The sequence below is a fragment of the Pseudoalteromonas sp. S2721 genome, assembly GCF_005887425.1.
Taxonomy (GTDB): domain Bacteria; phylum Pseudomonadota; class Gammaproteobacteria; order Enterobacterales; family Alteromonadaceae; genus Pseudoalteromonas; species Pseudoalteromonas simplex.
Genome location: NZ_PNCZ01000041.1, coordinates 1 through 26,445, shown reverse-complemented (window position 1 = coordinate 26,445; position 26,445 = coordinate 1). Strand labels below are relative to the sequence as shown.

Below are 26,445 nucleotides of genomic sequence, written 5' to 3'. Positions count from 1 at the left end.
TATTCGGTGTTAATCCCAGTTGAGGATTACTTTACCTGATTGGCCTGAAATCATTGTATCAAAGCCTGCTTGGAAGTCATCCACAGAGAACTGGTGAGTGATAATTGGTTTCAGATCAAGGCCTGACTGAATTAGACTCGCCATCTTGTACCAAGTTTCAAACATTTCACGGCCATAAATCCCTTTAATGATTAGACCTTTGAAAATAACCTGGTTCCAATCAACCGCCATATCTGAAGGTGGAATACCTAACATGGCAATTTTACCACCGTGATTCATGTTGTTTAGCATGCTGTTAAATGCTACTGGCACACCTGACATTTCAAGACCAATATCAAAGCCTTCAGTCATGCCAAGCTCTTTCATTACATCTTCAAGCTTTTCAGTTGCTACGTTTACAGCACGAGTTGCGCCCATTTTACGCGCTAAATCTAGACGGTATTCGTTCACATCGGTGATAACCACATGACGTGCACCCACGTGTTTGGCAACAGCAGCTGCCATGATACCAATTGGGCCAGCACCTGTGATTAATACGTCTTCACCGACTAAGTCAAACGACAACGCTGTGTGTACTGCATTACCGAATGGGTCAAAGATTGATGCTAGTTCATCAGGAATGTTATCTGGAATTTTAAATGCGTTGAAAGCTGGGATCACAAGGTATTCAGCAAATGCACCTTCACGGTTTACACCAACACCTGTTGTATTACGGCATAAGTGCACTCGACCGGCGCGACAGTTACGACAATGACCACAGGTAATATGGCCTTCGCCAGAAACACGGTCGCCAACTTGGAAACCACGTACTTCCTGACCCATATCAACCACTTCACCTACATATTCGTGACCAACAACCATTGGCGTAGGAATTGTATTTTGTGCCCACTCATCCCATTTATAAATATGGACATCTGTTCCACAAATTGCTGTTTTGCGGATTTTAATAAGCAGATCGTTATGGCCAACTTCAGGTTTTGGCGCATCAGTCATCCAGATCCCTGGTTCTGCTTTTAATTTAGATAATGCTTTCATGATTTATACTCAATTAAACAAAACCGAAGCAAAAGCTTCGGTTTAGAAAATAAAATTAGATAACACCCATTTCTTTACCAATACGGGTAAAGGCAGCAATAGCGGTATCTAATTGCTCTTTTGTATGCGCCGCAGAAATTTGCGTACGGATACGTGCTTGGCCTTTAGGTACTACAGGGAATGAGAAACCCGTTACGTAAATACCTTCAGCAAGTAATTTGTCAGCCATGGCTGAGGCAACTTTAGCATCGCCTAACATGACAGGGATAATAGCGTGGTCTTTACCTGCACAGGTAAACCCTGCAGCTTCCATTTGTTCACGGAAATACTTTGCGTTATCCCAAAGTTTAGCGCGTAACTCGCCGCCATTGCTTAGCATCTCAAGTACTTTAATTGATGCAGTAACAATTGATGGTGCAAGTGAGTTTGAGAAAAGATAAGGACGAGAACGCTGGCGTAACCACTCAACAATTTCTTTTTTACCTGATGTGTAACCGCCTGATGCGCCACCAAGTGCCTTACCAAGGGTACCTGTGATGATATCAACACGGTCGAGTACACCGCAGTACTCCGGCGTACCTTTACCATTTTCACCAACAAAACCAACAGCGTGAGAGTCATCAACCATCACTAATGCATCATATTTATCAGCTAGGTCACAAACCGCTTCAAGGTTACAAATAACGCCGTCCATTGAGAAAACACCGTCAGTGGCGATTAGCTTAGTTTTAGCGCCCGCTTCATCAGCAGCAATAAGTTGCTTTTCAAGGTCGCTCATGTCGTTATTTGCATAGCGGAAACGCTTTGCTTTACAAAGACGCACACCGTCAATGATCGAAGCATGGTTTAGCGCGTCAGAGATGATTGCATCATCTGGGCCTAAGATTGTTTCGAATAAACCTGCGTTGGCATCAAAACATGATGAGTAAAGAATAGTGTCTTCTGTTTCTAAGAACTCAGAGATCTTTTGCTCTAGAGTTTTATGAATATCTTGAGTACCACAAATAAAGCGTACAGACGCAACACCAAAACCATGGTCGTCAAGGCCTTGTTGAGCTGCTTTAATTAACGCTGGGCTATTTGCTAAGCCTAGGTAGTTATTAGCACAAAAGTTAATAACCTTATCACCAGAGGCAACTTCAATTTGAGCCTGTTGCTGTGACGTGATAACACGCTCGCTTTTGTATAAGCCTTCAGCTTTCACTTCATCAATTTGCTGCTGCAACTGATTAAAAAACGCAGATGCTCTCATCTGTAATCTCCACATATTCTTGTACCTAATCAGAAATGATTAGCATGAATTTAAATTTTGCACCTATTGTAAAAGCTTAGACGAACAATTGCACTGTTTGCAGTTCGTCGCAAACCCTCAACTGGTGTGGGTTTGTGAACTTAAACTGGTCTTACCTCATAAATTATAAATATAAATTGGGTAAATCAGCTAAAGATTCACAAACAATATCGGCATGTTGTTCTGTTGACTCAGCATAACTTTGTCCTGAGCGAACTAAAACACGGGTAGCGATGTTAGCTCTTTCAGCAGCAATAAGGTCGCCAAGCTTATCACCGACCATAATACTTTGTGATGGGTCGATTTGATGCTCATCGATGGCTTGTAACAGCATACCCGGAGCAGGCTTGCGACAGTTGCACTCTTGCAAATAAGCAGGCTCAGCCTTGCTTGGATGATGCGGACAAAAATAGACATCAAGAATTGTAACGCCATGGCGTAAAAATTCGCCCTTCATCCACTCAGTAAGGTTGGAAAAATCTTGCTCTGAATAATAACCACGGCCGATCCCCGATTGGTTAGTTACTACCACAATTTTATAACCAGCGTCGGCGAAGGCTTTGCACGCTTCGAATACACCGGGTACAAATTCAAACTCTTCTGGTTTGTATACATAGCCATGATCAATATTGACCACACCATCACGGTCTAAAAATAAAACTTTGCTCATGACAATTGCTCTTTATCTACCACGTGGTCAAACATCGAAATCACCTTTTCTACACTTATTTGCGCCATTAAATCAGCCCCTTTAACGCGTGTTCCCCAAGGTAGCTGTTGCGCTGTTTTGCCTGTTTGTTCACGTAAATTTTGGTGATAAACCTCAACAACATACTCTTGATACAAATAAGGCCCTGTGCGTTTTGGGTTTGAGTGGGCATACAAACCAATAACAGGCGTTCCTACCGTTACAGCCATATGTGCAGGCCCAGTATCAGGAGCTAGCACTAACGCCGCACGCTTCAAAACACATAACAGTTCTTTTAGTTGAGTTTTCCCTACTAAGTTAAGCACAGGTGCCGAACTCTGCGCGATAATTTGCTCTGCAAGTTCAATTTCTAAAGGGGTTGGGCCGCCAGTAATAACTACCGAAAAGCCTTGTTGATGAGCATGTTCAGCAAGTGCAGCATAACGCTCGGGTAACCAATTACGCTCTTTTTTACTTGCCGCAGGCGAGATAACAAAAATACGCCCGGCTAAACGTTCTTCACCTAATAGCGCATCGGCTGCTTGTTGGTGCTGCTCGGTAATTGGCATTTGCCATTGAGGCTTGTAATCAGGCGTCCCAATTGCTTGAGCAAAACCTTTAAAGCCTTCTAATACATGCGCTTCAGATTGCGGGGCAATACGCTTGTTAATAAACAAGCTATGTAACTCTTTTGAGCGAGCCCAATCAAACCCCACTTTGACCTTTGCAGGAATACAGCGGGCTGCTAGATTCGCTCTGAGTGCGACTTGCATATGTAAGAGCACATCAAATTTACGCCCCTTGAACGTGTCTTTTAGTTGCTGATAAGCCTGTTTGCCTTGTTTTTTATCGAATACAACAAACTCAACACCTGGTAAATCGGCCAGTAACATGGCCTCAACTTTACCAATCACCCAGGTAATTTTTGCCTTCGGATGTGCCTTTTGAATTGCTTGCACTGCTGATAAGGCATGACATACATCACCAATAGCCGAAAGCCTTAAAATGCAAATATCTGAATAGGAGGTTGATTGAGTCACGTGCGCCCTTAGCTACAGCAAATAATATGCGATCTTAAATTAACTTGATGCTAATGCAAGCACTTATGCGAAAAGCTAAAAATACGGTAAGATAGCGCTAATTTTATTTAATCTTGAAGTTGTTATGTTTGAAACTCAGCATCTGCAAAACACCACCCTTTTGTGTCACCCAGCTTATAAAGACGAGCTCACGCAACAGTGGTTCGATGCCAATTATTGGCAACAACAAGATAAAATCGTTGGCGCAAAAAAAGGCCGTGCAACAGCGTGGTTTTTTAAACATCAACAGCTTACAGGCGTTCTTCGTCACTATTGGCGTGGTGGTTTAATAGGTAAGTTGCTGAGCGATCAGTACCTATATGTTGGTTTAAAGCAAACTCGAGTCTATAAAGAGTTTACACTGATGATGCGCTTACTTGAGCTTGGCCTAAACGTGCCGACACCTATTGCGGCAAAAGTGACCACCCGTGGCTTAATCTATCACGGCGATATCATCACCGAGGCAGTAACAGGCGCCAAAAGCGTGTTAGATATTTTAATCACGCGTCCACTTAGCCAGTCTGAGCTAAAAGCGATAGCAGTCACTCTCAGCGAGTTTCACAATCATGGCGTCTATCACGCAGATTTAAACATCAATAACATCTTGTTCGATGATACAGGTAAGGTGTTTATCATTGACTTTGACCGCGGTGAAATCAAACAGCCACATGCTAGCTGGCAAACAGAGAATATCAAACGCCTTGCCCGTTCATTTGCAAAAGAGCAAGGCCGTAATGAAGTGATGCATTGGCAACAAAGTGATTGGCAGTCACTGGTGTGTGACTACCAAGCATTGCTTAAGACTTAATTTTGCTAATTACGTTTGATGTTGAGCAGCCATTAAGAAACTCAAGTACTTCGACTTTTCCGCCATGGCGTAGAACATGATCGGCACCAGCAATTTGGTCAACGGTGTAATCGCCGCCTTTTACTAGCACATCAGGGCTAATTTGCTCAATTAGCTTAGCAGGCGTGTCATTTTCTTCAATGCTGCCAAATGGAATAACCCAATCAACTGACGCCAGCGCACTTAATACCATGGCACGCTCATCCAGTGGATTAATTGGTCTTTCTGGGCCTTTTAAGCGAGTGATTGATTCGTCGTTATTTAAGCCAACAACCAGCCTGTCACCTCGTGCTTTAGCCTGTGCTAGGTAGCGCACATGGCCTGCGTGAAGAATGTCAAAACAACCATTAGTGAAAACTATTTTTTCACCATTTTGCTTAGCAAACTCAATATGCTGAAGCACATCTTCAAACGGCGTTTGGTAATGCTCGCCGGTTTGCTGTAAATATTGACCAAGTTTACGGCTCAACTCTTCTGGCGACACGGTTGCGGCACCCAGTTTACTCACCGCAATACCAGCAGCGAGGTTGGCAATTTCGACCGCATCTTTTGCTGTCATACCCGCACCAAGCATCACTGCTAATGTTGCAATTACAGTATCGCCGGCGCCAGTAACATCGCTGACTTCAAGCTGCTGGGCTGCAAAATCATGTTTTTCTGCTTGGCTAATTAACGACATGCCCTGTTCTGAGCGCGTTAATAGCATCGCAGCGATGCCAGCCTCATTGATTAGATCACGAGCGCTTTGGGTTAAACTTTGCTCAGAGTCAGTTTTACCACCAGCAAGTTTAAATTCGTTTAAGTTAGGTGTTATATAATCTGCGCCACGGTATAAGCTTAAATCAGATGATTTAGGATCAATAAGAACCGTTTTACCCGCTTTCTTTGCAACCTGAACCATTTGTTGAATTAAGCTCAGTGAGCCTTTGTTGTAGTCAGAAAACAACACAAAATCGTAGTCATCTAAAACCAGCTCTAAACGGTTCAATAACAATTGGCTGTGTTGCTCAGTAAAGGTCTCTTCAAGATCAAGGCGCACAACTTGTTGATGGCGGCTGATTACTCGCATTTTAGAAATAGTTGGTAAATCGCAAACACTCACTAATTGCGAATCAATTTTTTCTGAACTTAAAATTGTTTCGAGGATTTGCCCACTTTCATCTTCACCAACCAAGCCTAGTAAACCTACTTTACCATCTAAACGAGCAATATTTTTTGCAACGTTTGCAGCGCCACCGGCTTTGTCTTCAAACTTACTGACTTTTACAACAGGTACTGGAGCTTCTGGCGAAATGCGTCCTGAATCGCCATGCCAGTATCTATCGAGCATGACATCACCAACGACTAAAATACGCGCCTTTGAAAGGTTTTTTAGTAACGCTAAATCCATTACTTTTGCTCCGCTACAACCATATCGATGGCTTCGCATAACCAATGCCCGATAAACATGTGCGCTTCTTGGATACGCGCGGTTTCATCATTTTTAATAATAATAGGTAGCTTAGCGATATCTTTTACTTTACCACCATCTCGACCTGTTAATGCCACAGTAAAGGCGCCGATTTCATTTGCCGCTGCCAGTGCAAGATTGATGTTAGGGCTAGTGCCAGATGTGGTTAAGCCAATCACCAAATCTTCAGGCTTACATAACGCCTGCACTTGGCGCTCAAATACAGTATCAAAGTGATAGTCGTTACTGTGAGCAGTTAAAATTGAGGTGTCTGTTGTTAATGCGATAGAAGCCAGCGGACCGCGCTCTAATTTATAACGCACAACAAACTCAGCAGCTAAATGCTGCGCATCAGCCGCACTTCCGCCATTACCAAACCAAATCACTTTACCACCTGCTTGCAAAGCACTGTGACAAGCTTCGAGTAGTTGCATTACTTCAGGGTGGTAGGTTTCCATCGTCTCAAACAACATTTGATGACGATTTAAACTTTCTAGGTAGCTTGCCGCTACAGAATCAAGATTTGACATAAATATTCCTTAAAAAGTATTAACGGCTTTGCTTACCAAAAATAGGCTACAGATAACCAAGTATAGTTATCGCCAAAAACATCTTCACCATAGGTAAGAGTTGTCTCTAATGTATGCTCGTTTAATTGACGCGTGTTACTTAGTTGAAGTTCAATTGCATCATCATATTCTCGACTAAATCCACCTATATCATACTCGTAGTTACTTTTATTAGAAATAGTTGAAACTTTAGCACGCCATAGAGACTGAAAAGATTCAGAATAAGTCACTTCTAAAACATTTACTTCAGACGGTACGCCGTCACCAAAGTAACGCTGATCTGCAGCAAAATGTCCAACAACAAATCCATCTACCGTATTACCCTTAGTAGGATAAATATAGTTTTTATACCAAAAGCTGTGCATATTGGTATGTTCAAATCTAAAACTTATTGAGTCTGTTAATTTTGGGAAAAAAGCCCCTAAACTATAAGCGACATTACCAAACTGATAGTTTTTGTGCTCTTTAGTATCTTCACCACCGTATTCAAGATAAAGCTCTGTTGGCAATCCCCAATTAAAGTTAATTACATTTGTAATTGAAGCGAACTGATCGCCCAGCTCCGCATCAGAGCTACCTACTAATGCAACATTATCATTTCCGGCAGGATCAAAAAAAGCATCAAATACATCTCCAGCATCTACTTTACGAGGCCCACCGCCAAACTGCATCATTCGGTTAAGGCCAATTTTCCAACCACTAATAGGTTCAATACTGAAGTGAGTACCCGCAAGTTTAGGCGTACCACTATGAAGTTCACCTTGATATAAAATACCATTCTCAACATGTTCTAACTCTGAATAATACAATTCAAAATCAAAATTCCACCAATTATGAGCAGGCTTTACCATACCGATCGAAATTGACGGGGCTGTTTTTGCGTTGGTTGAAATGATTTGTGCAGAATGCTTAAACGGCGAGAACCAATGTTCTTTATACCCAAGGTTTAACTGTAAATCTTCACCAGCAAAACTAATAAACGAATTGTAATTTACAAACTTATTTGCCTTGGCTCGGTAATCAACTCCAACCTGTACTAGCGTGTAATCATTGGCACGCCAAATACCTTCAAAAAAGCCTTGTCCCCATTCATCAGAGCTAAGTCCGCGTTGATTTGCTATTTTTTTACTGTTGTCTGTATCAACTTGTAATTTAACACCTGCACGTGTTACTGCATCATCACTTTGATAAGGCTTTATTTTATAACGGATAGCTGCGACTAGTCCTGGCTCTTTTTTTTCAAGCTCAAGAAGCGCACTTTCTACTTCCGATAAACGATAAGGTTTAACCATAGGCGCGCCTGTGGTTAAGGCAAACAAAGTATCTAATTGATGATCAAGCTGTGCATCCATGCCAATCGGTAAGTAGGCGGTAGGTGCTGCAAATAAAGGCATAGAACAACTTAGAAAAGCACCAATTACCGAGGCTTTTATCATTTTAAATTTCATAACTGCTTCGTTGATTTATTAAGTAACCGAAATATTACCAAATTAGCTAACAGTAAACACTTTAAAACTTTCTTTAATAACCCTTTTTAACATTTTATATTTAGATCCCAAAGGTTCCACGCTATCATAGCGTTTTACCTATATAGGCTAAGCAATGGCGCGCATTTTATACTCTTTACTTTTATACCTACTAAGCCCACTGGTTGTTTTTTACCTGTATGTTTTACGCGGCAAAAAGAATAAGGGTTACCGTGAGCATTTTGCTGAACGCTTTGGCTTGTCGAATTTGTCGCATCACGATGTTGTTTTCCATTGTGCCTCTGTAGGGGAAGTGTTAGCAGCAACGCCGCTTATTAAGGCCGTTCAATCAGAAAATCCAACACTTACTATTTTAGTAACCTGTAATACCCCAACGGGTCGCGAGCAAATAAAAAATAACTTTAAAGATGCGGTTAGCTGCTGTTATTTACCGATTGATTTTTTCTTCGCTACCAATCGATTTTTAAAACGTATCCAGCCAAAGGTACTGTGTATTTTAGAAACGGAACTTTGGCCAAACCTTATGGCGCAAAGCAACAATAACGGCACAAAGGTACTTGTATTAAATGCACGGCTTTCAGCTAAATCACAGCAAGGCTACCAAAAGGTCATGCCTTTAACTAAGGTGATAATGCAATCAATTAGCGACTTGGCCAGTCACAATCAAGATGATGCAAAACGTTTTATTGAACTTGGTTTAAAGCCTGAAAAGGCACGCGTATTTGGCTCAATTAAATTTGATATCACGCCTACAGAAGAGCAATTAAATAAAGTTGCAGCACTAAAAAAACAGTATAACAACGAGCGCTTTATCTGGGTTGCAGGCTCCACTCACCCTGTTGAACATGCGCTTATTTTAACTGCTCATGAGAAGCTATTAAAAGCGTTACCCAACGCACTTTTGATTATTGCTCCACGTCACCCAGAGCAATTTGATAAAGTCGCTGAAGTTTTAAAAAACTCAAATTTGAGCTTTAGTCGTCGCAGTGAAGATAACTATAACAACCAACAAGTTGTGTTAGCTGACACGTTAGGTGAGTTACAATGCTTATATGGTGTGGCAAACATCAGCTATGTTGGCGGTAGTTTAATAGAGCGAGGCGGCCATAACCCGTTAGAGTCAGCAGCGTTTTCTGTTGGCGTATTAGCAGGGCCTCATACCTATAACTTCGACCATATTTATCCTGAACTGATTAGTGCTCAGGGAGCTAAAACCGTTACCGATGAAAATCACCTTGCTGACACACTTATCGCTTTGAGCACTGATGTACAAGAGACGATTAAGCTCGGTCAACAAGCTGCGAAATGCGTTGCTAACAATCAAGGCGCCATCAGTAAAACGGTTAATTTAATTGAGCTTTACTTAGAAAAGTAAGATAGAAAAGTAAAATAGAATAGAGAAATAATGTGACTTCAAAGCAAGCGATGAATCGCCCAGAAATACAAACGCGCGAATGGGTATCAAGCGTAATCGTAAAATACAATTTCTGCCCGTTTGCCCGTAAAGAAGTTGAAAGCAATTGCATTCATTATCAAATTAGTCAGTCTATTACGCTTGATGATGCAGTAATGGATATGCTTGAGCAATGTAGCGCGTTAGACCAACAAGCAGAGCGCGAAACCACTTTGTTGATGTTTGAGCAAGGCTTTAAAGATTTTGAAGAGTTCTTAGATTTAGTCGATTTAGCCAATGCGCTTTTAGCTGCGCAAGGCTATGAAGGTAAGTATCAAATAGCCAACTTTCACCCTGACTATGTATTTGCTGATAGCGATGACAGCGATGCTGCAAACTATACGAATCGTGCACCTTACCCAACACTGCATTTAATCCGTGAAGCCAGCATGAGCGAAGCGTTAGACAACTACGATGAACCCGAATCTATCCCAGAGCACAATATTAAACTTGCAAGACGCAAAGGCATCGACTTTTGGCAGCAGCTGCTGCAAAACTGCATCGATAAGCGCTAACACCTACCGGCGTTATAAAGATAAAAAGCCAGCAATGCTGGCTTTTTGTTTATTATAGCGATTAAATTTAGTGAGTTATTTTTTTACCCACTCACCGTTCACTTCAATGTAGTGACCCGGCTTCGTTTTTTCGATAGTTTTAGCAGCTGCAAGTGCTTCAACTTGCGCTAACGAAAGATTGTTCTTTTTCGCAAGTTTTAAATATTGCTCTTTACGCTTTGCATTAATTTCATCAACGACCGCTTTTGCTTCGCTGTTATTAACCACTAAACCTAAATAGCCTGAGCTGTCTTCACCCACTAGGCCTTGGCTTTTTGCATCATCAAGGCTGATAGCCCAAGCAGAGAAGGATAAACAAACAGCACTGATCAAGGTGATCACATTTAGTTTTTTAAGTTGTAATTTACGCATGTGTGCTCCTTAGAATAATTCGCTGTCATCACTGAATAAGGTATCTAGTTCTTTATCCACTTTTACGCGGATCTCATGGTCAACTTTTACATTTAAGTTGATTGTAATCGGCTCTTTTGCTGCCACCTCAACACGATGCGTACAGGCACTCAGCATGCCTACCGCCGTCAGCATTACTAACCACTTAGCCATCATTGCTTCCTTTTTTTTGCATACTCTTTCTCAACTCTTTGAGTAATTTCATCACTTAAACGCAGCGCTCTAAGTAAAGTAAATACATTCTCTTCATGATTATAATTAAAGTTCACTGCTTGCTGCTGCGCTTCATTATAACCCTCTAAATTTACACCTAAATGTAACCAACCATCCGGTTTGAGATTAACACTGCTGCGTAGTTTTTTAATATCTAAATTCTCAAGTAAACTCAGCGTGGTACTCAGCTCTTGTTGCTGCGCTTTTACCGCTTCAAAGCCCGCATTATTAGTGATCAGTAATTTACCATCACCCTGATTAACTAACTGCCCTTGCTTTACCTCGATACCCTGTTGACTTATTACAACGGGTAAAGTGCCTGCTAAGCGCCCACTTAAGCTAATCCCTGATTCAGCATCAAGGGTGACCAATTTACTGGCATCAATATTTTCAAATTTAACAGTCGCGGTTTGGTTATCACTGAGTGGGCAGAACTTATTCACCACAAATGCCCCGCCCATAACCTGACCAGTTAGATTAGCTGCGCAAGGCTGATTAGCTGTTACCTGCAACTGACCTTGTATATTTTTGACCACGGCACCTGCGCGCAGTTCATTGAGTGTAAATTTAGTCGCTGCAATATTAAGCTGCCCTGAATTAAACGTGCCGTTCAAATTCACTGCAAAATCATTCGCTAGATAATCATTATAAAGCGCACTGAATTTACTTATTTGCACGCGCCCTTGTGCTTGTTGAAGATTTACATCCCCTTTTATATTGCCCGAAACGACTCCATCAGTGACTGTAGCAAGCGGCTCAAACTGAGCAATTATCGGGTTTAGCTTGGATACTGCCTGCTCTGGTATCACTAATTCAAATGGGTGAGCAACCTCAGACATATGATGGCTAACAAGCGCTTCAAAGCCATCTGCAAACACATGATGCGTTGCCTGCAAGGCGCGGCTTTGAAGAGCTTTTGACACAACAGACAACTTATTTAAGCTAAGCTCTGCTGTTGATAATTTAGCGGCAGTGGTTTTGGCATCAATATCAGCAAATAACTCCCCCACACTGAGATCTGTACTAAGAGTAAGCTCATTGCTAATTTTTGCTGCGTTAATATCATCATAAGTTAATGATTTAACTTTGCTATTAGCGATAACAACTAGGTGCTGCTGGGCATTATACTCAGCGTTAATTGCGCTGCTAAAATCAGCTATCTGTGCACCCGATATTAGGGCGTTTTTAACACTGATATTGGTATTCAGTTTAGCTGTAGGGCTAGTAAATAACCCTTCAATATTTAGCTTTCCTTTAGCCCCAATATCTTCAACCCCAAAACCCTCAGTCAAGGCGCCATCAGCCTGAAAATCTAAAAATGCAGGTAGTGAATCCACCAACAGTTGAAAATCAGCGCTAACGCTGCTTTCATGCAAATGTGCGTTTAGCTTAAGCTCATCTATATCTTTACTATTAAAATAAATGCTAACTTGGCTATTCAGTGATGTGAGCGGATCCAGCAAAGAAAGGGATGTATTACTGACTGTCACCTCACTTTGCCCTTGTATAGCTTGCAGCTTTATGATTGGGGCTGAAAGATTTTTATCTTCTACACTCACTGGTTTTTCAATGTGTAACTGCCAAGTAAGCGGTAACTGCGCTTCAATAAATGATTGATGCTGTTGGTCTGCGATGGTGTTTAAGCAGTCTCGCTTTGCGCTCAGTTGATTTTGTAAAGCAGATAAATCCACGTATAAATGCTGTTGATTTAATTGATACTTAGCACTCAATTGCCCTTCACTGGCAAAACCTAGGTCACACTCCCCTACAGCATGCTGATAACTTGCATTGATTGAGCTTTCAATTGCAACTGTAATTCCATCAAACTTAATCTGTGATTGAGTGGTAAAATGGCTGCTTGTTGGCAATGTTACGAACCGCTCAGCCACTTGCTCATCAAAGGTGATGTTGGCTTTGACTTCATAATTAGATATTACAACGTCAGCATTGAGATCCCGTGAAATCGTAAAATGATTTAGGCGTTTTTCTTGTATCGCCAACCTAACAGGATTTTGGGTAAACGGTGAAACTACATCAAGCTGCTCAATACTTATTAGCGGTCTTTGCTCGGGTAATACCAAAGCAAGCTTTTTAAATTCAGTTTGTGAAGTGTCAGGTTGTTGATTATTACTCTGATTGCTAATTATAAGATTGGCTCGAGAAATACTAACCTGTTGCTTATTCGCAATAATGCCAGCTAACTCAATTTGCTGCCCTTGGTAGGTTAAGCATAATTTCTCGATATTCAAATCAAGCTTGCGAGTTAATGACCAATCAATGCAGTGAAGCTCAGCACCATTTTTACTGAGCATAGGCGTTAAGTACCACGATGTCAGTGGTAATCTGAACAGATACGCCAACAGCACCATGCTTAGCACGATACCTAGCAACCCAACACACGCCCGCTTAAAACTCAAAAAACTCTCCTTGCTTCTCGCTTCTCGCTTCTCGCTTCTCGCTTCTCGCTTCTCAGAACATTATAAACAAAAAGGCCACACATGATAGTGCAGCCTTTTTAGTTTAAACGGTTTGTATGAACCTAGCTTGTATAGCTAGGCACACAATTAAGTTCTAGCCAACGCTTTTACGAGCGTTGCGGAACATACGCATCCACGGGCTATCCTCTTTCCACTCATCTGGGTGCCATGAGTTAGCAACCGTACGGAATACACGCTCTGGGTGCGGCATCATCACCGTTGCACGACCGTCAGTAGAAGTAATACCTGTGATACCTTCTGGTGAGCCATTCGGGTTAGCTGGGTATTGCGTTGTTGGGTTACCGTAGTTATCAACAAACTTCACTGCCACAGTACCTGACTCAAGCGCTGCTTTAACTGCATCAGTGTTTGCGAACTCAGCATGACCTTCACCGTGAGAAACAGCGATAGGCATACGTGAACCAGCCATACCGTTAAAGAATACCGATGGGTTTTCTTGTACTTCTACAAGGCTAAAGCGAGCTTCAAAACGCTCTGACTTATTCGTTACGAAACGTGGCCAATGCTCAGTGCCTGGGATCAATTCTTTCAATGTTGAAAGCATTTGACAGCCATTACACACACCTAAGCTGAATGTATCTTCGCGGTGGAAGAAGCTTTGGAACTGCTCACGCGCCATCTCATTAAATAAGATTGACTTAGCCCAGCCTTCACCTGCGCCTAATACGTCACCGTAAGAGAAACCACCACATGCCACTAAGCCTTTAAATTGCTCAAGTGTTAAACGACCTTCAAGAATGTCGCTCATGTGCACGTCAACCGCGGCAAAGCCTGCACGGTTAAATGCCGCCGCCATTTCTAAGTGAGAATTAACACCTTGCTCACGTAGAATCGCCATTTTCGGCTTCGCACCAGTTGCAATGTAAGGTGCTGCAACATCTTCGTTTAAGTCAAAGTTTAGTTTTACGTTAAGACCTGGGTCTTTTGCGTCAAACTTAGCGTCAAACTCTTGCTTTGCACACTCTGGGTTATCACGACGCGCTTGCATTTGGTAAGTTGTTTCTGCCCAAATAGTACGAAGCTCAGTGCGCGTGTGGTTAAGAACCACATCATCACCACGAGTGAATACCACGCGGTCATCAGCGTTTAGTGCACCAATTTCATGGCTGATAGCAGCTAAGCCGTGATCAGCAAGAACCGCTTTCACTGCGTCTAAATCAGCGTTTGCTACTTGGATAACCGCACCTAGCTCTTCATTATAAAGCGCTTCGATGTCTGAACCTGTTAAGCCTGCAAGGTCAACTGTTACACCCGTGTGGCCAGCAAATGCCATTTCAGCGATAGTTGTGAATAAACCACCATCTGAACGGTCATGGTAAGCAAGTAGCTTGTTATCAGCAACAAGCGCTTGCATTGCTTCGTAGAAGCCTTTTAATAGAGCTGGGTTATCAACGTCAGGCGTTACATCACCTAGTTGCTTATAAACCTGTGCAAGGCTTGATGCGCCCATGCGGTTTTGACCCGCACCTAAATCAACTAATAATAGTGATGACTCACCTTTATCAGTGCGTAGCTGTGGCGTTACTGTTTTACGCACATCTTCAACACGACCAAAGGCAGTAATGATCAGTGATAATGGTGCAGTAACTGATTTTTGCTCACCGTTTTCATCCCATTGAGTTTTCATCGACATTGAGTCTTTACCCACAGGAATAGTTAAACCGAGTGCCGGACAAAGCTCTTCACCTACCGCTTTTACAGCTTCGTAAAGACCCGCATCTTCGCCAGGGTGACCTGCTGCAGCCATCCAGTTTGCAGATAGCTTGATATTTTCAAGGCCACCGATGTTCGCACACGCGATGTTCGTTAGTGACTCAGCCACAGCTAAACGAGCAGAAGCACCGTAGTTTAAAAGTGCAGCTGGTGTACGTTCACCTAGTGACATTGCTTCACCGTGGTAAGTATCAAACGCAGCGGCTGTTACCGCACAGTTTGCTACTGGCACCTGCCAAGGACCTACCATTTGGTCACGCGCAACTAAACCCGTTACCGTACGGTCACCAATGGTGATTAAGAATGTTTTCTCAGCAATCGTTGGTAAGCGTAATAAACGCTGTGCAGCATCTGCCGCATCAATGTTAGCAACGTCTAATGGTTGCGATTGTGCTTTTTTCGATTCAACTTCGCGGTGCATTTTTGGTGCTTTACCAAGTAAAACATCAAGCGGAAGATCAACTGGGTTGTTACCAAAGTGGCTATCTTCAACCGTTAAGTGACGCTCTTCTGTTGCTTCACCAATAACAGCGTATTCTGCACGTTCACGTTTACAGATTGCTTCAAAGCGCGCGAAGTCTTCTGCTGCAACTGCTAATACGTAACGCTCTTGAGATTCGTTACACCAAATTTCGTGTGGTGCCATACCCGGCTCATCGTTAGGAATATCACGAAGTTGGAATTTACCACCACGACCACCGTCGTCTACAAGCTCAGGGAATGCGTTAGAAAGACCACCTGCGCCCACATCGTGGATGAAAGCGATTGGGTTTGCATCACCTAGCTGCCAACATTTATCAATAACTTCCTGACAACGACGTTCCATTTCTGGGTTTTCACGTTGTACCGATGCAAAGTCTAAGTCTTCATTTGATTGGCCTGATGTCATACTAGACGCAGCACCACCACCTAGGCCGATGTTCATTGCCGGACCACCTAGTGCAATTAGCTTAGCACCTACAGGGATTTCGCCTTTTTGAACATGCTCAGAACGAATGTTACCTAAACCACCTGCAAGCATGATTGGCTTGTGGTAACCACGTACCTCGATACCATTATGGCTTGATACTTTCTCTTCGTATGTACGGAAGTAACCAAGTAAGTTAGGACGACCAAATTCGTTATTGAATGCCGCACCACCTAATGGGCCTTCAGTCATGATATCAAGTGCATTTACGATACGACCAGGCTTACCAAAGTCTGTTTCCCATGGCTGCTCGTAGCCAGGAATTCGTAGGTTAGATACAGTGAAACCAACTAAACCTGCTTTAGGCTTAGAACCACGGCCTGTAGCACCTTCATCACGAATTTCACCACCAGAACCTGTTGATGCACCTGAGAATGGCGCAATCGCTGTTGGGTGGTTGTGCGTTTCAACTTTCATCAAGATTTCGATGTTCTCTTGATGGTATGCGTACTCGCCTTCGTTATTTGGGAAGAAACGACCTGCTAGCGAGCCCTTCATTACCGCTGCGTTATCTTTATATGCAGATAGTACGTTTTCAGGGTTTTGCTCGTAAGTGTTTTTGATCATTTTGAACAATGATTTTGGCTGTTCGATACCATCAATTGTCCAATCGGCGTTAAAGATTTTGTGACGACAATGCTCAGAGTTTGCTTGTGCAAACATGAATAATTCGATGTCGTTCGGGTTACGCCCTAACTTTTGGAAGTTTTCTACCAAGTAATCAATTTCGTCATCTGCAAGCGCAAAACCTTGCTCAACGTTTGCTTTAGCAAGCGCTTCACGGCCACCACCTAAAATGTCAACTGATGACATTGGACGCGGCTCATCGTGACGGAATAATTTAGCTGCATCAGCCATATCCGCGTGCGTTGCTTCAGTCATACGGTCATGTAATAACGCTGCAACTTCAGCTGTTTGCTCAGCTGATAAGTTACCTTCTACGTAGTATGCAATACCACGCTCAACACGGTGAACTTGGCTTAAGCCACAGTTATGTGCGATATCAGTTGCTTTTGATGCCCAAGGCGAGATAGTACCAGGACGCGGCGTTACAAGAATTAACGTGCCAGCAGGGGTATGCTCGGCAATTGTTGGACCGTAAGTAAGCAGTTTTTCCAGCTTGGTTTGCTCATCAGCTGAAAGCTCAGCTGTAAGATCAGCAAAATGCATGAACTCTGCGTAAACGTCAGTGACTGGAAGTTGTGCCTGTTGGCAACGCGCTAAAATTTTCTGAACTCTAAAATCGGAAAGTGCTGGTGCACCACGAAGGATCAACATAGGTATTTTCATCCGGGGTTAGGGATTGAACGATATTTTAGGCGCATATTATAGTGCAAATAACGTCTAGATTTAACTCAAAATTACGCTTTTATTTAAATAATCTTCATAACCGCTTTTAAGGTTGCAACAATTAACTAGCTTAGTCGTCTTTATTTCTCTGCAGGTTCTTGTTCTGTATGACTTATCTACCATCTGCCTTGTTATAGTTATTAATTTTTAAATAGATCTATAACACTATTCGCCAAGTGACGTGGCTTAGAAGTTTTGTTATAACACTAAGGTAATGGTTTAAGGGGCATTTATAATTTATGCAAAAGTTACTCGCTATTTTTAGTTTAGTGCTCATGTTATGTGCGTGCGATATGCAACAGCAACCGTCGCAACTTGCTCATATCAAGGCGCAGAACAAAATTAGAGTCGGCACATTAGCTGGTGCGAGTAATTACTATCAGGCTCCACAAGGTGTGCAAGGCTTTGAATATGAGCTCGCCCAAGAATTTGCTGATTATGTTGGTGTAGAGCTCGAGATGGTGCCTTTTTTTAATCTATCCGATATGTTCGCACGCTTAGAAAGTGGCGATTTAGATATTATAGCGTCAGGTCTTACCTATAATACAATTCGGGCAGAGCATTACCGCTTCGGCCCAACCTATCGCACCATAAGCCAAAAACTAGTTTATAAGCAAGGCCGTAATAGACCCCGTGAATTTGCGGATTTAACCGGCAATCTGACTGTTCTCGCCAAAAGCAGTCACTCGTTGGCACTACAACAATTAAAACAACTTAATCCAGAACTTAGCTGGAACGAAACAGAAGATATGGATGAAGAAGAGCTTCTGCAAGCTGTTATCGACGGTGAAATTGATTACACCCTAGCAGACTCGCACACCTTATCGCTGTTTCGCCGCTACCACCCAAACTTGAGTATCGGCTTTTCGGTTACCCGTAATGATCCTATCGCTTGGTTACTAAGAAAAGATGGTGATGACTCTTTATATGCCCTCATGGTGCCATTTTTTGGCGACGTCAAACAAAGCAACCAGCTTTATGTGTTAGAAGAAAAATATTTCGGCCATGTTCGCCAGTTTAATTATGTGAACACACTTGCTTATATTGAAGCAATAAAAGACACCTTACCCAAATATCAACCTTGGTTTGAGCAATACGCAGGTAACATAGACTGGCGATTACTGGCAGCTTTGAGTTATCAAGAATCAATGTGGAACCCAAGGGCTAAGTCACCAACTGGTGTTCGCGGTATTATGATGCTAACCCAAGCAACGGCAAAACAGGTCGGCGTAACAAATCGCCTAGAGCCTGAGCAAAATATTAAAGGCGGTGCGCAGTATCTTGCCAAAGTAATTTCTTGGATCCCTGAACGCATTCCGCAGCCCGACAGAACCTGGTTTGCCTTAGCCTCTTACAATGTTGGCTGGGGACACGTCAACGACGCACGCATTATTACCGAGCAAGAAGGTGCAAGCCCCGATAAATGGGCTGATGTTAAAAAGCGCTTACCGCTTTTAATTAAAAAGCGTTACTATCGAAAAACCAAATATGGTTATGCCCGTGGCGATGTTGCAGTAAAATACGTTGATAATATTCGTCGCTATTACGACGCACTGGTTTGGCTTGATGAAAATGATGCGATTGCTAACCCAAGCGAAGAAGAACAAAGCACTGAAGAAGCTAAACCTGAAGCGCAAGTAAGCGAACCAAAGCCAAATGACAACACGCAACAAACCAACTCAGAGCAGCAAGAATTAGAAAACAACTAACTTCAAGCACCGAAATCTGTTTACTTGTCATCAAATGATCATTATCTTCCTGTAGAGATCAATATAATGCTTTACTCTCACTTAAGGAGCACTCATGTTAAAAAGAAGACGCACGACACATAAGTTTAAGCGTAATGTTATTTACTCAACGGCGACCCGCCGTCGTATCATGCTACGTAATACACACAAAAAAGTTATTTGGCGTCGCCGCTTATTTGCGATGCAGTTAATGGAAGCACAAGTTCCTGCAACGCCGGTTGTATAACTAGGCGTTGCGAGCAGCCAGCTTTGCCGCCTTTTTCTCTTCTCTACGACGCTTAAAAAACGCTGAAATTACCGCCCCACACTGCTCACTCATAACATCGCCGGTTACTTCAACTTGATGATTAAGCCTAGGTTCTTGCAGCAGATTCATAATTGATCCTGCCGATCCCGTTTTGGCATCTTTAGCACCAAATACCAATCGCTTAATACGGCTATGCACCAACAGACCTGCGCACATAGAACAAGGTTCTAACGTTACATACAAGGTGCAATCGATTAATCGGTAGTTATTAAGAGCTTTACCCGCTTCGCGGATTGCCATCATTTCAGCATGAGCGGATGGGTCGTTATCGATAATTGAGCGGTTATAACCATAAGAAATCAGTTGATTGTCTTTTACCAGCACAGCACCAACCGGAATTTCATTAATCGCAGCCGCTTCATTGGCGTAGTTTAATGCTTTTTCCATCCAATATTGGTCGCTAAATTGTTCGCTCATATATCACACAAATCTTGTAAAACTGTGAGTAATTATACCTAGTTAGTGAAAAATGTCGGCAATAAATACTGCTACACTTAAAAATTAACGCAAAATTTAGTGGCTTTTTCATGGCTCAATGGACCCATATTGCGCTATAATCTCGCGCTTTTTTTATTTAGCTTACAACACGGGTAGCAAATGAAATTTCCTGGACGCCGCAGGCATAAACATTATTTTCCGGTGGAAGCCAAAGATCCACTGACGAATCAACTTAACTCAACCGACCGACTACAACGTAGTTATATTACGGGTATCGACCAAATTGTGGTAGATATTGAAGCGAAAGTTGATCAAGCTTTCCTAGATGAATTTCAATTGCGCCGTGGCATGTCGCAAGTGATCGATAACGATATTACCAACGCGCTATACGACAGACTAAAACTCGACAATATGATCGATTATGAGTTTGCCGGTGGTACGGTAGGTAACACCATGCACAACTACTCTACCCTAGCTGACGACCGTTCAGTGTTGTTAGGGGTAATGAGTGAAAATATCAAAATCGGCAGCTATGCATACCGTTTTTTATGTAACACCTCTAGCCGCGTTGACCTTGACTACCTTCAGCCTGTAGATGGCCCTATTGGTCGTTGTTTTACCTTAATTGACGAGACCGGTGAGCGTACCTTCGCAATCAGCGCGGGGCTTATGAATCACCTTCGCCCTGAATCAATCGATCAGGCACTTATTGAGAATTCATCAGCACTGGTGATCAGCGCATACCTAATGCGTACTCAAGGTGATGAAACCATGACAGAAGCGACCATGCAAGCAGTGAAATATGCCAATGATGCCGGTGTGCCTGTGGTTTTAACCCTTGGCACTAAGTTTCTAATTGAACAAGACCCTGCTTGGTGGGCTGATTTTGTAAAAGAGCATGTTGATATTCTTGCTATGAACGAAGAGGAAGGCCTTGCTATTACTGGCTTTGAAGATCCGCTTCTGGCAGCCGACAAAGCGCTAGATTGGACTGATTTAGTTATTTGTACGGCTGGAGAAAAAGGCTTGTTTATGGCCGGTTACGTCGACGACTCATTCAAGCGTGAAACAGAATACCCGTTATTACCAGGCGCGATTGCTGACTTTAACCGTTATGAATTTTCTCGCGCTATGCGTAAAGACGACTGCCAAAACCCTATTCGTGCGTACAGCCACACAGCACCGTTTATGGGTGGCCCAGATAGTATTAAAAACACCAATGGCGCAGGCGATTGTGCTCTGGCCGCGGTACTGCATGACCTATCAGCAAACGTTTACCACAAACTTAATGTGGCAAACTCAGCGAAGCATCAGCAACCTGCTATGACCTACTCATCGCTTGCACAAATTAGTAAATACGCTAACCGTGCAAGTTATGAAGTACTTGTTCAGCACTCGCCACGTTTATCGCGAGGTTTACCTGAACGTGAAGATTGTTTAGAGCAAGTTTACTGGGATCAATAATCTCCACTAAAAAATCGAAATATCCAGTTTCTGGGATAAACGCTCAAGAGCCGCTATCCCAGCCACTGAGTTACCATACGAGTTAAGTCTTGGCGCCCACACAGCCACAGTAAATTGATTTGGTAACACAGCTAAAATAGTACCCGATACCCCTGACTTACCCGGCATACCAACACGGTAGCCAAAATCCCCTGCAGCATCGTATAAACCACTGGTAAACAGTAACGAGTTTAACTGCTTATTTTGCCTTGCACTAAGTACTTCATGGCCATTGGCATCTTTACCTTGGTTTGCTAAGTAATTGTAAGCTTTTGCTAATTCTACGCAGTTTAACTCTATGGCACAGAAGTTAAAATAAGCCCATAGCACATCATCAACTTCATTATTAAAGTTGCCAAATGACTTCATTAGATGCCCCATCGCGGCGTTGCGATGACGAAACTCATATTCAGAATTCGCCACTTTCTTATCAATAACAACCTGAGCATTCCCTGATAACTGGCGAAATGACTCAAGCATAGAGTGCATTGGGGCAGATAAACGGCTATATAACGCGTCACAGGTGACAATCGCGCCGGCATTAATAAATGGGTTGCGTGGTATGCCCTGTTCAAACTCAAGCTGTGTAAGAGAATTAAAAGCGGTGCCTGAAGGCTCTTTACCAACTCGTTGCCAAAGCTCATCACCATAACGCTGAAGTGCTAAGGTTAAGGTCATTACTTTAGAAACAGATTGAATTGTAAAACGCGCACTACAATCACCCGCGCAATAGGTTTGCCCATCTACTGTATGAATAGCAATGGCAAACTGGTTTGGCTCAACCTCTGCAAGCGCAGGAATATAATCAGCAACCTTCCCTTGGCTCAGTAATGGTTGAACTTCTTTTGTGATTTCATCTAATACATGTTGATAATCAATCTGTGACATACCGCGTCCTTTAAAACAAAAAGCCCCGCATTTGCGAGGCTTTGTAGTCTACTAAAGATGGTTTGCTATAGCGATTGCTATTAGCTCATAGCTGATTGCAGTTTTTTCATCGCTGTTTTTTCTAGCTGGCGAACACGCTCTGCTGAAACGTTATATTTCTCAGCAAGCTCTTGTAATGTTGCTTTATCGTCAGCTAACCAACGTGCACTTACGATGTCTTGAGAACGTTCATCAAGGGTTTTTAACGCGCTGAATAAACGTGCATGAGACTGTTCTTGCCATTGCTGCTCTTCGATATCATCAGCAAGGTCAGCACTGCCATCTGTTAAATACTGTACTGGCGAGTATGTGCTTGTTGGTGCGTCGTCATTGTCGTCGCCCGTTAAGTCAAAGCCCATATCTTGGCCACTCATACGTGATTCCATCTCACGTACTTCTTTTTCACTTACACCTAGCTCATTAGCAACTGTGCTAACCTCAGCTTGGTTAAACCAACCTAAACGCTTTTTGTTTTTGCGTAGGTTGAAGAATAATTTACGTTGCGCTTTAGTTGTTGCAACTTTCACGATACGCCAGTTTTTTAGTACGTATTCATGAATTTCGGCTTTGATCCAGTGTACTGCGAATGAAACTAAGCGAACACCTACACTTGGGTCGAAACGTTTTACCGCCTTCATCAGACCGATGTTACCTTCCTGAATTAAATCAGCTTGCGGTAAGCCATAACCTGAATAGCTTTTCGCAATATGAGCAACAAAGCGTAGATGCGACATAATGAGTTGCTTCGCAGCTTCAAGATCACCTTCTTCCTGAAGACGTGTCGCCAACTGCTTTTCTTTCTCTGCATCAAGCATAGGAATAGTGCTAACCGCTTGAAGGTAGCCGTCCATACTTGCGCTCTGTTGACCTGCAGTAAGTGCCATTGCGTATAAATCTTTACTCATTTTTCACCTCAGTGATAAACATTTGAAACCATCTTAGCACTCTTTAAGCGAGAGTGCTAACTTCAATTAAAAACTTTTTTAAAGTTCAAATCAAGTGGTTTTTTTAAGATAATTTTATTTTACTTTAAGGCGCTGAATAAGCGATGAATTCTAGCTTTTAAAGGTATTTTGAAAGATATATAGCCCACCATTCAAAATCTAAACAAACAGCATAAAGGCTTAATATGACAAATTAACGACAAGCAAAAGCGCTAAAATAATAGCGCTGATAGCTACACTTTATCGGGTTCAATTTCTTTTATATAGCGGTTAACTGATAGGTAAGAACCAACAAATCCTAACCCTGTTGCAAGAGCGACTAAAATGCCAAACTCTGTGAGTGTTAAACCAATTAAGTCAAAGCTGGTTTCATAAACACCCGCAACATCACTTACAGCAGCACCAAGCCACCACATCATTAATGCAACACAAATAAAAGAGAACAAACCGCCAATAATACCGTACCAAATCCCTGTCCATAAAAATGGCGCATGAATAAAGGTGTTTGTCGCCCCAACTAACTTCATCACCTGAATTTCATCTTTCTTATCCATGATTGATAAGCGGATAGTATTACCAATGATCAGGGTGACGGAGGTTAATAATAGTAGAGCAATGGTGATCACGCTTTCTTTTAATAAACTTAAAAGTGCATTTAATCGCTCAAGCCAAGCAATATCGAGTTTACCAAAATCCACTTCTCTTTCGCCTTCAAGCTTTTGCAGTAATTGTTTTGCTGTATTTGGCTGACGGTATCGTGCTGTCGGCGTGACGATAACAACATCAGGTAACGGGTTCGCATCTAAATATTCAAGTGCTTGGCCAAATCCTGATACTTGTTTAAATTCAGTGAGGGCATCGCCCTTTGATATAAACTCTACTTTATCTACTTCAGGGTAGAGTGCTAAACGCTTAACCAAGGTTTGCGTTTGCTGTTCGCTCATAGTTTCTTTTACGAACAACGAAATCTCTGCTGCATCTTCAAAACCACTGCTCACTTGCGAGACATTTTTAACCACTAAATAAAGCGTCGCTGGCAGTGTTAAGCTTAATCCTAATACGGCAATGGTCATCAATGAAGCTAAAGGCGTTCGCCACATTTCACCGAGGCTGTGCACACCTTGGCGAATAAGATTAATAAAGAAGAAATAAGGCGCTGCTAAAAATGACTTCTTCTGACGTTCGTTTTGGCTGTTGCGGCTTTTAAACAATAAACTCATAGTGCCCCCTCAGCTAACGGATCGTCAATCATACGGCCATCTTTCAGTGTTAGACTGCGATAACGCATACGCGCAATTAAGCCAATATCATGGGTTGCAATCAGCACGGTTGTACCATGATTATTAAAGTCTTCGAATAAACGTAAAATGTCCATCGAAAGCTCAGGGTCTAAGTTACCGGTTGGTTCATCAGCTAATAGAATTGGCGGTGAATTAACGATAGCGCGAGCAATACCCACACGCTGCTGCTCACCACCTGATAAGGTTGCAGGATTACACTTCGCTTTATCAAGTAACCCGACTTTATCAAGCGCACCATGAACACGCTTAGCTATTTGCTTGTGGTGCGTACCTTCAATAATTAAAGGTAAGGCAACATTATCAAACACTGAGTAACGTTCTAGTAAGCGGTGATTCTGAAAGATGATACCAATATCGCGGCGCACGTAAGGGATCTGGCGTGATTTAACCGCATTTAAATCAACACCATTAATAAGCACCTGCCCTGCCGATGGACGCTCCATCAAACTAATAAGCTTCAATAGGGTACTTTTACCTGCACCACTGTGCCCAGTTAAAAAGGCCAGTTCGCCAGGCTTAATATGAAAGCTGACTTTTTCAAGGGCACGATGGCCACCTGGGTATGTTTTACTGACTTGCTGAAAATTTATCATTTTAGTTATCAATCATCTTGCAGCGAAAAAGGGAGCAAACTCCCTTTAGTTAATTATGCGTCATCCTCGTCTTGGCTAAATAGTGCATCAATAAAGTCACTACTATTAAAGGTACGTAAATCATCAATACCTTCACCAACACCAATGTAACGAATTGGGATATTAAATTTATCTGCAACGGCGAAAATCACACCACCTTTAGCGGTACCATCTAGTTTAGATAAAGTAATGCCCGTTAAACCAACACATTCATTAAATAATTTAACTTGGCTAATTGCGTTTTGACCTGTACCTGCATCTATAGTTAGCATAACTTCATGCGGCGCATCTGGGTCAATTTTCTTCATTACACGGGCAATTTTCTCAAGCTCTTGCATTAGGTTATCTTTATTTTGCAAGCGACCTGCTGTATCGGCGATTAACACGTCAACATTACGGGCTTTTGCCGCCTGAAATGCATCAAAAACCACTGACGCACTGTCTGCACCTGTATGCTGGGCAATCACAGGAATGCTATTACGCTCACCCCATACTTGCAGCTGCTCAACCGCCGCAGCGCGGAACGTATCACCAGCAGCAAGCATCACTGACTTACCTTCGTTTTGGAACTGCTTAGCTAATTTACCAATCGTGGTGGTTTTACCTACACCATTTACACCCACCATTAAGATAACAAATGGCTTTTTGTCACCACTTACAACCAGCGGCTGCTCAGCGGTTTTAAGCATACTTGCCATTTCTTGCTTCATTAACTCATATAAAGCATCGCCATCTTTTAATTGCTTACGATCAGCGGCATCGGTTAGGTTATCAATCAACTTCATGGTTGTATCAACACCTAAATCGGCTGTTAGTAATTGTGTTTCTAGTTCTTCAAATAACTCATCGTCAATTTTCTTACCACTAAAAATAGACGCAAAGCCAGAACCAATATTAACGCGAGTTTTTAATAAACCTTTTTTAAGGCGTGCGAAGAAACCTTCTTTCTTAGGTTTTTCAGCAGCAGCTTGAGCAGCTTTCTCTTGCTCTAGGCGCTCTGCCTCCGCTTTCTCTGCCGCAATACGTTCTTGTTCTAAACG

Annotated in this window: 23 protein-coding genes; 6 read left to right on the top strand and 17 right to left on the bottom strand. The window is 42.4% G+C overall.

Annotated elements, in window-relative coordinates:
• Nucleotides 1-9: 9 nt before the first annotated feature.
• The 4 genes from tdh to CWC02_RS15515 all read right to left on the bottom strand — a co-directional run bounded on the left by tdh (nucleotide 10) and on the right by CWC02_RS15515 (nucleotide 4,054).
• A complete protein-coding gene (tdh, locus tag CWC02_RS15530) occupies nucleotides 10-1,035 on the bottom strand; it encodes an L-threonine 3-dehydrogenase (protein WP_054551064.1) in 1,026 nt (341 codons plus the stop codon).
• A gap of 55 nt (nucleotides 1,036-1,090) precedes the next feature.
• The gene (locus CWC02_RS15525) at nucleotides 1,091-2,287 is read right to left on the bottom strand and encodes a glycine C-acetyltransferase (RefSeq protein ID WP_054551063.1); all 1,197 of its coding nucleotides are present in this window, start codon (nucleotides 2,285-2,287) and stop codon (nucleotides 1,091-1,093) included.
• 163 nt (nucleotides 2,288-2,450) lie between these two features.
• The gene (gene gmhB / locus CWC02_RS15520; protein ID WP_138619224.1) at nucleotides 2,451-2,996 is read right to left on the bottom strand and encodes a D-glycero-beta-D-manno-heptose 1,7-bisphosphate 7-phosphatase; all 546 of its coding nucleotides are present in this window, start codon (nucleotides 2,994-2,996) and stop codon (nucleotides 2,451-2,453) included.
• Nucleotides 2,993-4,054, bottom strand: a complete 1,062-nt coding sequence (locus CWC02_RS15515; RefSeq protein WP_138619222.1) for a glycosyltransferase family 9 protein — start codon at nucleotides 4,052-4,054, stop codon at nucleotides 2,993-2,995. The genes gmhB and CWC02_RS15515 overlap by 4 nt, the downstream gene beginning before the upstream one ends.
• 124 nt (nucleotides 4,055-4,178) lie before the next feature.
• Here CWC02_RS15515 and CWC02_RS15510 point away from each other — a divergent pair, with 124 nt between their 5' ends.
• On the top strand, nucleotides 4,179-4,901 hold the full coding sequence (locus CWC02_RS15510; RefSeq protein ID WP_138619220.1) for a 3-deoxy-D-manno-octulosonic acid kinase: 723 nt from the start codon (nucleotides 4,179-4,181) through the stop codon (nucleotides 4,899-4,901).
• On the opposite strand, the gene hldE is transcribed toward CWC02_RS15510, so the two are convergent.
• Genes hldE through CWC02_RS15495 form a run of 3 tightly spaced genes read right to left on the bottom strand, consistent with a single transcriptional unit; the run spans nucleotide 4,891 to nucleotide 8,407 of the window.
• Nucleotides 4,891-6,330, bottom strand: coding sequence for a bifunctional D-glycero-beta-D-manno-heptose-7-phosphate kinase/D-glycero-beta-D-manno-heptose 1-phosphate adenylyltransferase HldE (hldE, locus tag CWC02_RS15505; protein WP_138619280.1), 1,440 nt, complete (start codon nucleotides 6,328-6,330; stop codon nucleotides 4,891-4,893). The genes CWC02_RS15510 and hldE overlap by 11 nt on opposite strands.
• Nucleotides 6,330-6,920, bottom strand: coding sequence for a D-sedoheptulose-7-phosphate isomerase (locus tag CWC02_RS15500; RefSeq protein WP_054560969.1), 591 nt, complete (start codon nucleotides 6,918-6,920; stop codon nucleotides 6,330-6,332). The genes hldE and CWC02_RS15500 overlap by 1 nt, the downstream gene beginning before the upstream one ends.
• Nucleotides 6,921-6,952: 32 nt before the next feature.
• Nucleotides 6,953-8,407: a capsule assembly Wzi family protein gene (locus tag CWC02_RS15495; RefSeq protein WP_138619218.1), complete on the bottom strand. Its 1,455-nt coding sequence runs from the start codon at nucleotides 8,405-8,407 to the stop codon at nucleotides 6,953-6,955.
• Between the two features lie 154 nt (nucleotides 8,408-8,561).
• On the opposite strand from CWC02_RS15495, the gene waaA reads away from it, so the two are divergent.
• The gene (gene waaA, locus CWC02_RS15490) at nucleotides 8,562-9,821 is read left to right on the top strand and encodes a lipid IV(A) 3-deoxy-D-manno-octulosonic acid transferase (protein ID WP_138619216.1); all 1,260 of its coding nucleotides are present in this window, start codon (nucleotides 8,562-8,564) and stop codon (nucleotides 9,819-9,821) included.
• Nucleotides 9,822-9,871: 50 nt separating this feature from the next.
• Entirely contained in the window at nucleotides 9,872-10,414 is a 543-nt protein-coding gene (locus tag CWC02_RS15485; protein ID WP_138619278.1) for a DUF1415 domain-containing protein, read from the top strand.
• A gap of 75 nt (nucleotides 10,415-10,489) precedes the next feature.
• Here CWC02_RS15485 and CWC02_RS15480 read toward each other — a convergent pair whose 3' ends face one another.
• The 4 genes from CWC02_RS15480 to purL form a co-directional block, all read right to left on the bottom strand.
• Nucleotides 10,490-10,825: a YdbL family probable chaperone protein gene (locus tag CWC02_RS15480; RefSeq protein WP_054551056.1), complete on the bottom strand. Its 336-nt coding sequence runs from the start codon at nucleotides 10,823-10,825 to the stop codon at nucleotides 10,490-10,492.
• Nucleotides 10,826-10,834: 9 nt separating this feature from the next.
• Nucleotides 10,835-11,017, bottom strand: coding sequence for a YnbE family lipoprotein (locus CWC02_RS15475; RefSeq protein ID WP_054551055.1), 183 nt, complete (start codon nucleotides 11,015-11,017; stop codon nucleotides 10,835-10,837).
• The gene (locus CWC02_RS15470; RefSeq protein ID WP_138619214.1) at nucleotides 11,017-13,494 is read right to left on the bottom strand and encodes an intermembrane phospholipid transport YdbH family protein; all 2,478 of its coding nucleotides are present in this window, start codon (nucleotides 13,492-13,494) and stop codon (nucleotides 11,017-11,019) included. The genes CWC02_RS15475 and CWC02_RS15470 overlap by 1 nt, the downstream gene beginning before the upstream one ends.
• 154 nt (nucleotides 13,495-13,648) lie before the next feature.
• Nucleotides 13,649-17,533 carry a phosphoribosylformylglycinamidine synthase gene (purL, locus tag CWC02_RS15465; RefSeq protein ID WP_138619212.1) on the bottom strand — a complete coding sequence of 1,295 codons (3,885 nt, stop codon included), beginning with the start codon at nucleotides 17,531-17,533 and terminating at the stop codon, nucleotides 13,649-13,651.
• 311 nt (nucleotides 17,534-17,844) lie between these two features.
• Here purL and mltF point away from each other — a divergent pair, with 311 nt between their 5' ends.
• A complete protein-coding gene (mltF, locus tag CWC02_RS15460; protein WP_054551052.1) occupies nucleotides 17,845-19,314 on the top strand; it encodes a membrane-bound lytic murein transglycosylase MltF in 1,470 nt (489 codons plus the stop codon).
• Between the two features lie 94 nt (nucleotides 19,315-19,408).
• Complete coding sequence (locus CWC02_RS20780) at nucleotides 19,409-19,579, top strand: hypothetical protein (RefSeq protein ID WP_165385080.1); 171 nt, start codon at nucleotides 19,409-19,411, stop codon at nucleotides 19,577-19,579.
• On the opposite strand, the gene tadA is transcribed toward CWC02_RS20780, so the two are convergent.
• The gene (gene tadA, locus CWC02_RS15455; RefSeq protein ID WP_054551051.1) at nucleotides 19,580-20,077 is read right to left on the bottom strand and encodes a tRNA adenosine(34) deaminase TadA; all 498 of its coding nucleotides are present in this window, start codon (nucleotides 20,075-20,077) and stop codon (nucleotides 19,580-19,582) included.
• Nucleotides 20,078-20,257: 180 nt separating this feature from the next.
• On the opposite strand from tadA, the gene CWC02_RS15450 reads away from it, so the two are divergent.
• Entirely contained in the window at nucleotides 20,258-21,562 is a 1,305-nt protein-coding gene (locus tag CWC02_RS15450) for an inosine/guanosine kinase (RefSeq protein WP_054560976.1), read from the top strand.
• A gap of 6 nt (nucleotides 21,563-21,568) precedes the next feature.
• Here the strand turns inward: CWC02_RS15450 and glsB are convergent, their stop codons facing one another.
• The 5 genes from glsB to ftsY all read right to left on the bottom strand — a co-directional run.
• Entirely contained in the window at nucleotides 21,569-22,489 is a 921-nt protein-coding gene (glsB, locus tag CWC02_RS15445) for a glutaminase B (RefSeq protein ID WP_054551049.1), read from the bottom strand.
• 80 nt (nucleotides 22,490-22,569) lie between these two features.
• Nucleotides 22,570-23,433 carry an RNA polymerase sigma factor RpoH gene (rpoH, locus tag CWC02_RS15440; protein ID WP_054551048.1) on the bottom strand — a complete coding sequence of 288 codons (864 nt, stop codon included), beginning with the start codon at nucleotides 23,431-23,433 and terminating at the stop codon, nucleotides 22,570-22,572.
• Nucleotides 23,434-23,705: 272 nt separating this feature from the next.
• Nucleotides 23,706-24,692 (bottom strand): permease-like cell division protein FtsX, encoded by a 987-nt coding sequence (gene ftsX, locus CWC02_RS15435; RefSeq protein ID WP_054551047.1) that lies wholly within the window; start codon nucleotides 24,690-24,692, stop codon nucleotides 23,706-23,708.
• Nucleotides 24,689-25,366, bottom strand: a complete 678-nt coding sequence (gene ftsE, locus CWC02_RS15430) for a cell division ATP-binding protein FtsE (RefSeq protein ID WP_054560978.1) — start codon at nucleotides 25,364-25,366, stop codon at nucleotides 24,689-24,691. Before ftsE ends, ftsX begins: the two co-directional genes overlap by 4 nt.
• Before the next feature lie 53 nt (nucleotides 25,367-25,419).
• Nucleotides 25,420-26,445: signal recognition particle-docking protein FtsY (gene ftsY, locus CWC02_RS15425; protein ID WP_138619210.1), on the bottom strand; the 1,026-nt coding region annotated here is incomplete at its 5' end.

What these genes read in the sequence shown, in the direction of transcription:
- hldE (WP_138619280.1), bottom strand. Translation starts at nt 6,330, where the DNA reads ATGGATTTAGCGTTACTAAAAAACCTTTCAAAGGCGCGTATTTTAGTC.
- CWC02_RS15450 (WP_054560976.1), top strand. Translation starts at nt 20,258, where the DNA reads ATGAAATTTCCTGGACGCCGCAGGCATAAACATTATTTTCCGGTGGAA.
- purL (WP_138619212.1), bottom strand. Translation starts at nt 17,533, where the DNA reads ATGTTGATCCTTCGTGGTGCACCAGCACTTTCCGATTTTAGAGTTCAG.
- rpoH (WP_054551048.1), bottom strand. Translation starts at nt 23,433, where the DNA reads ATGAGTAAAGATTTATACGCAATGGCACTTACTGCAGGTCAACAGAGC.
- gmhB (WP_138619224.1), bottom strand. Translation starts at nt 2,996, where the DNA reads ATGAGCAAAGTTTTATTTTTAGACCGTGATGGTGTGGTCAATATTGAT.
- tdh (WP_054551064.1), bottom strand. Translation starts at nt 1,035, where the DNA reads ATGAAAGCATTATCTAAATTAAAAGCAGAACCAGGGATCTGGATGACT.
- CWC02_RS15480 (WP_054551056.1), bottom strand. Translation starts at nt 10,825, where the DNA reads ATGCGTAAATTACAACTTAAAAAACTAAATGTGATCACCTTGATCAGT.
- waaA (WP_138619216.1), top strand. Translation starts at nt 8,562, where the DNA reads ATGGCGCGCATTTTATACTCTTTACTTTTATACCTACTAAGCCCACTG.
- CWC02_RS15475 (WP_054551055.1), bottom strand. Translation starts at nt 11,017, where the DNA reads ATGGCTAAGTGGTTAGTAATGCTGACGGCGGTAGGCATGCTGAGTGCC.
- CWC02_RS15525 (WP_054551063.1), bottom strand. Translation starts at nt 2,287, where the DNA reads ATGAGAGCATCTGCGTTTTTTAATCAGTTGCAGCAGCAAATTGATGAA.
- CWC02_RS15500 (WP_054560969.1), bottom strand. Translation starts at nt 6,920, where the DNA reads ATGTCAAATCTTGATTCTGTAGCGGCAAGCTACCTAGAAAGTTTAAAT.
- CWC02_RS15485 (WP_138619278.1), top strand. Translation starts at nt 9,872, where the DNA reads ATGAATCGCCCAGAAATACAAACGCGCGAATGGGTATCAAGCGTAATC.
- ftsX (WP_054551047.1), bottom strand. Translation starts at nt 24,692, where the DNA reads ATGAGTTTATTGTTTAAAAGCCGCAACAGCCAAAACGAACGTCAGAAG.
- glsB (WP_054551049.1), bottom strand. Translation starts at nt 22,489, where the DNA reads ATGTCACAGATTGATTATCAACATGTATTAGATGAAATCACAAAAGAA.
- CWC02_RS20780 (WP_165385080.1), top strand. Translation starts at nt 19,409, where the DNA reads ATGTTAAAAAGAAGACGCACGACACATAAGTTTAAGCGTAATGTTATT.
- CWC02_RS15495 (WP_138619218.1), bottom strand. Translation starts at nt 8,407, where the DNA reads ATGAAATTTAAAATGATAAAAGCCTCGGTAATTGGTGCTTTTCTAAGT.
- CWC02_RS15510 (WP_138619220.1), top strand. Translation starts at nt 4,179, where the DNA reads ATGTTTGAAACTCAGCATCTGCAAAACACCACCCTTTTGTGTCACCCA.
- ftsE (WP_054560978.1), bottom strand. Translation starts at nt 25,366, where the DNA reads ATGATAAATTTTCAGCAAGTCAGTAAAACATACCCAGGTGGCCATCGT.
- tadA (WP_054551051.1), bottom strand. Translation starts at nt 20,077, where the DNA reads ATGAGCGAACAATTTAGCGACCAATATTGGATGGAAAAAGCATTAAAC.
- mltF (WP_054551052.1), top strand. Translation starts at nt 17,845, where the DNA reads ATGCAAAAGTTACTCGCTATTTTTAGTTTAGTGCTCATGTTATGTGCG.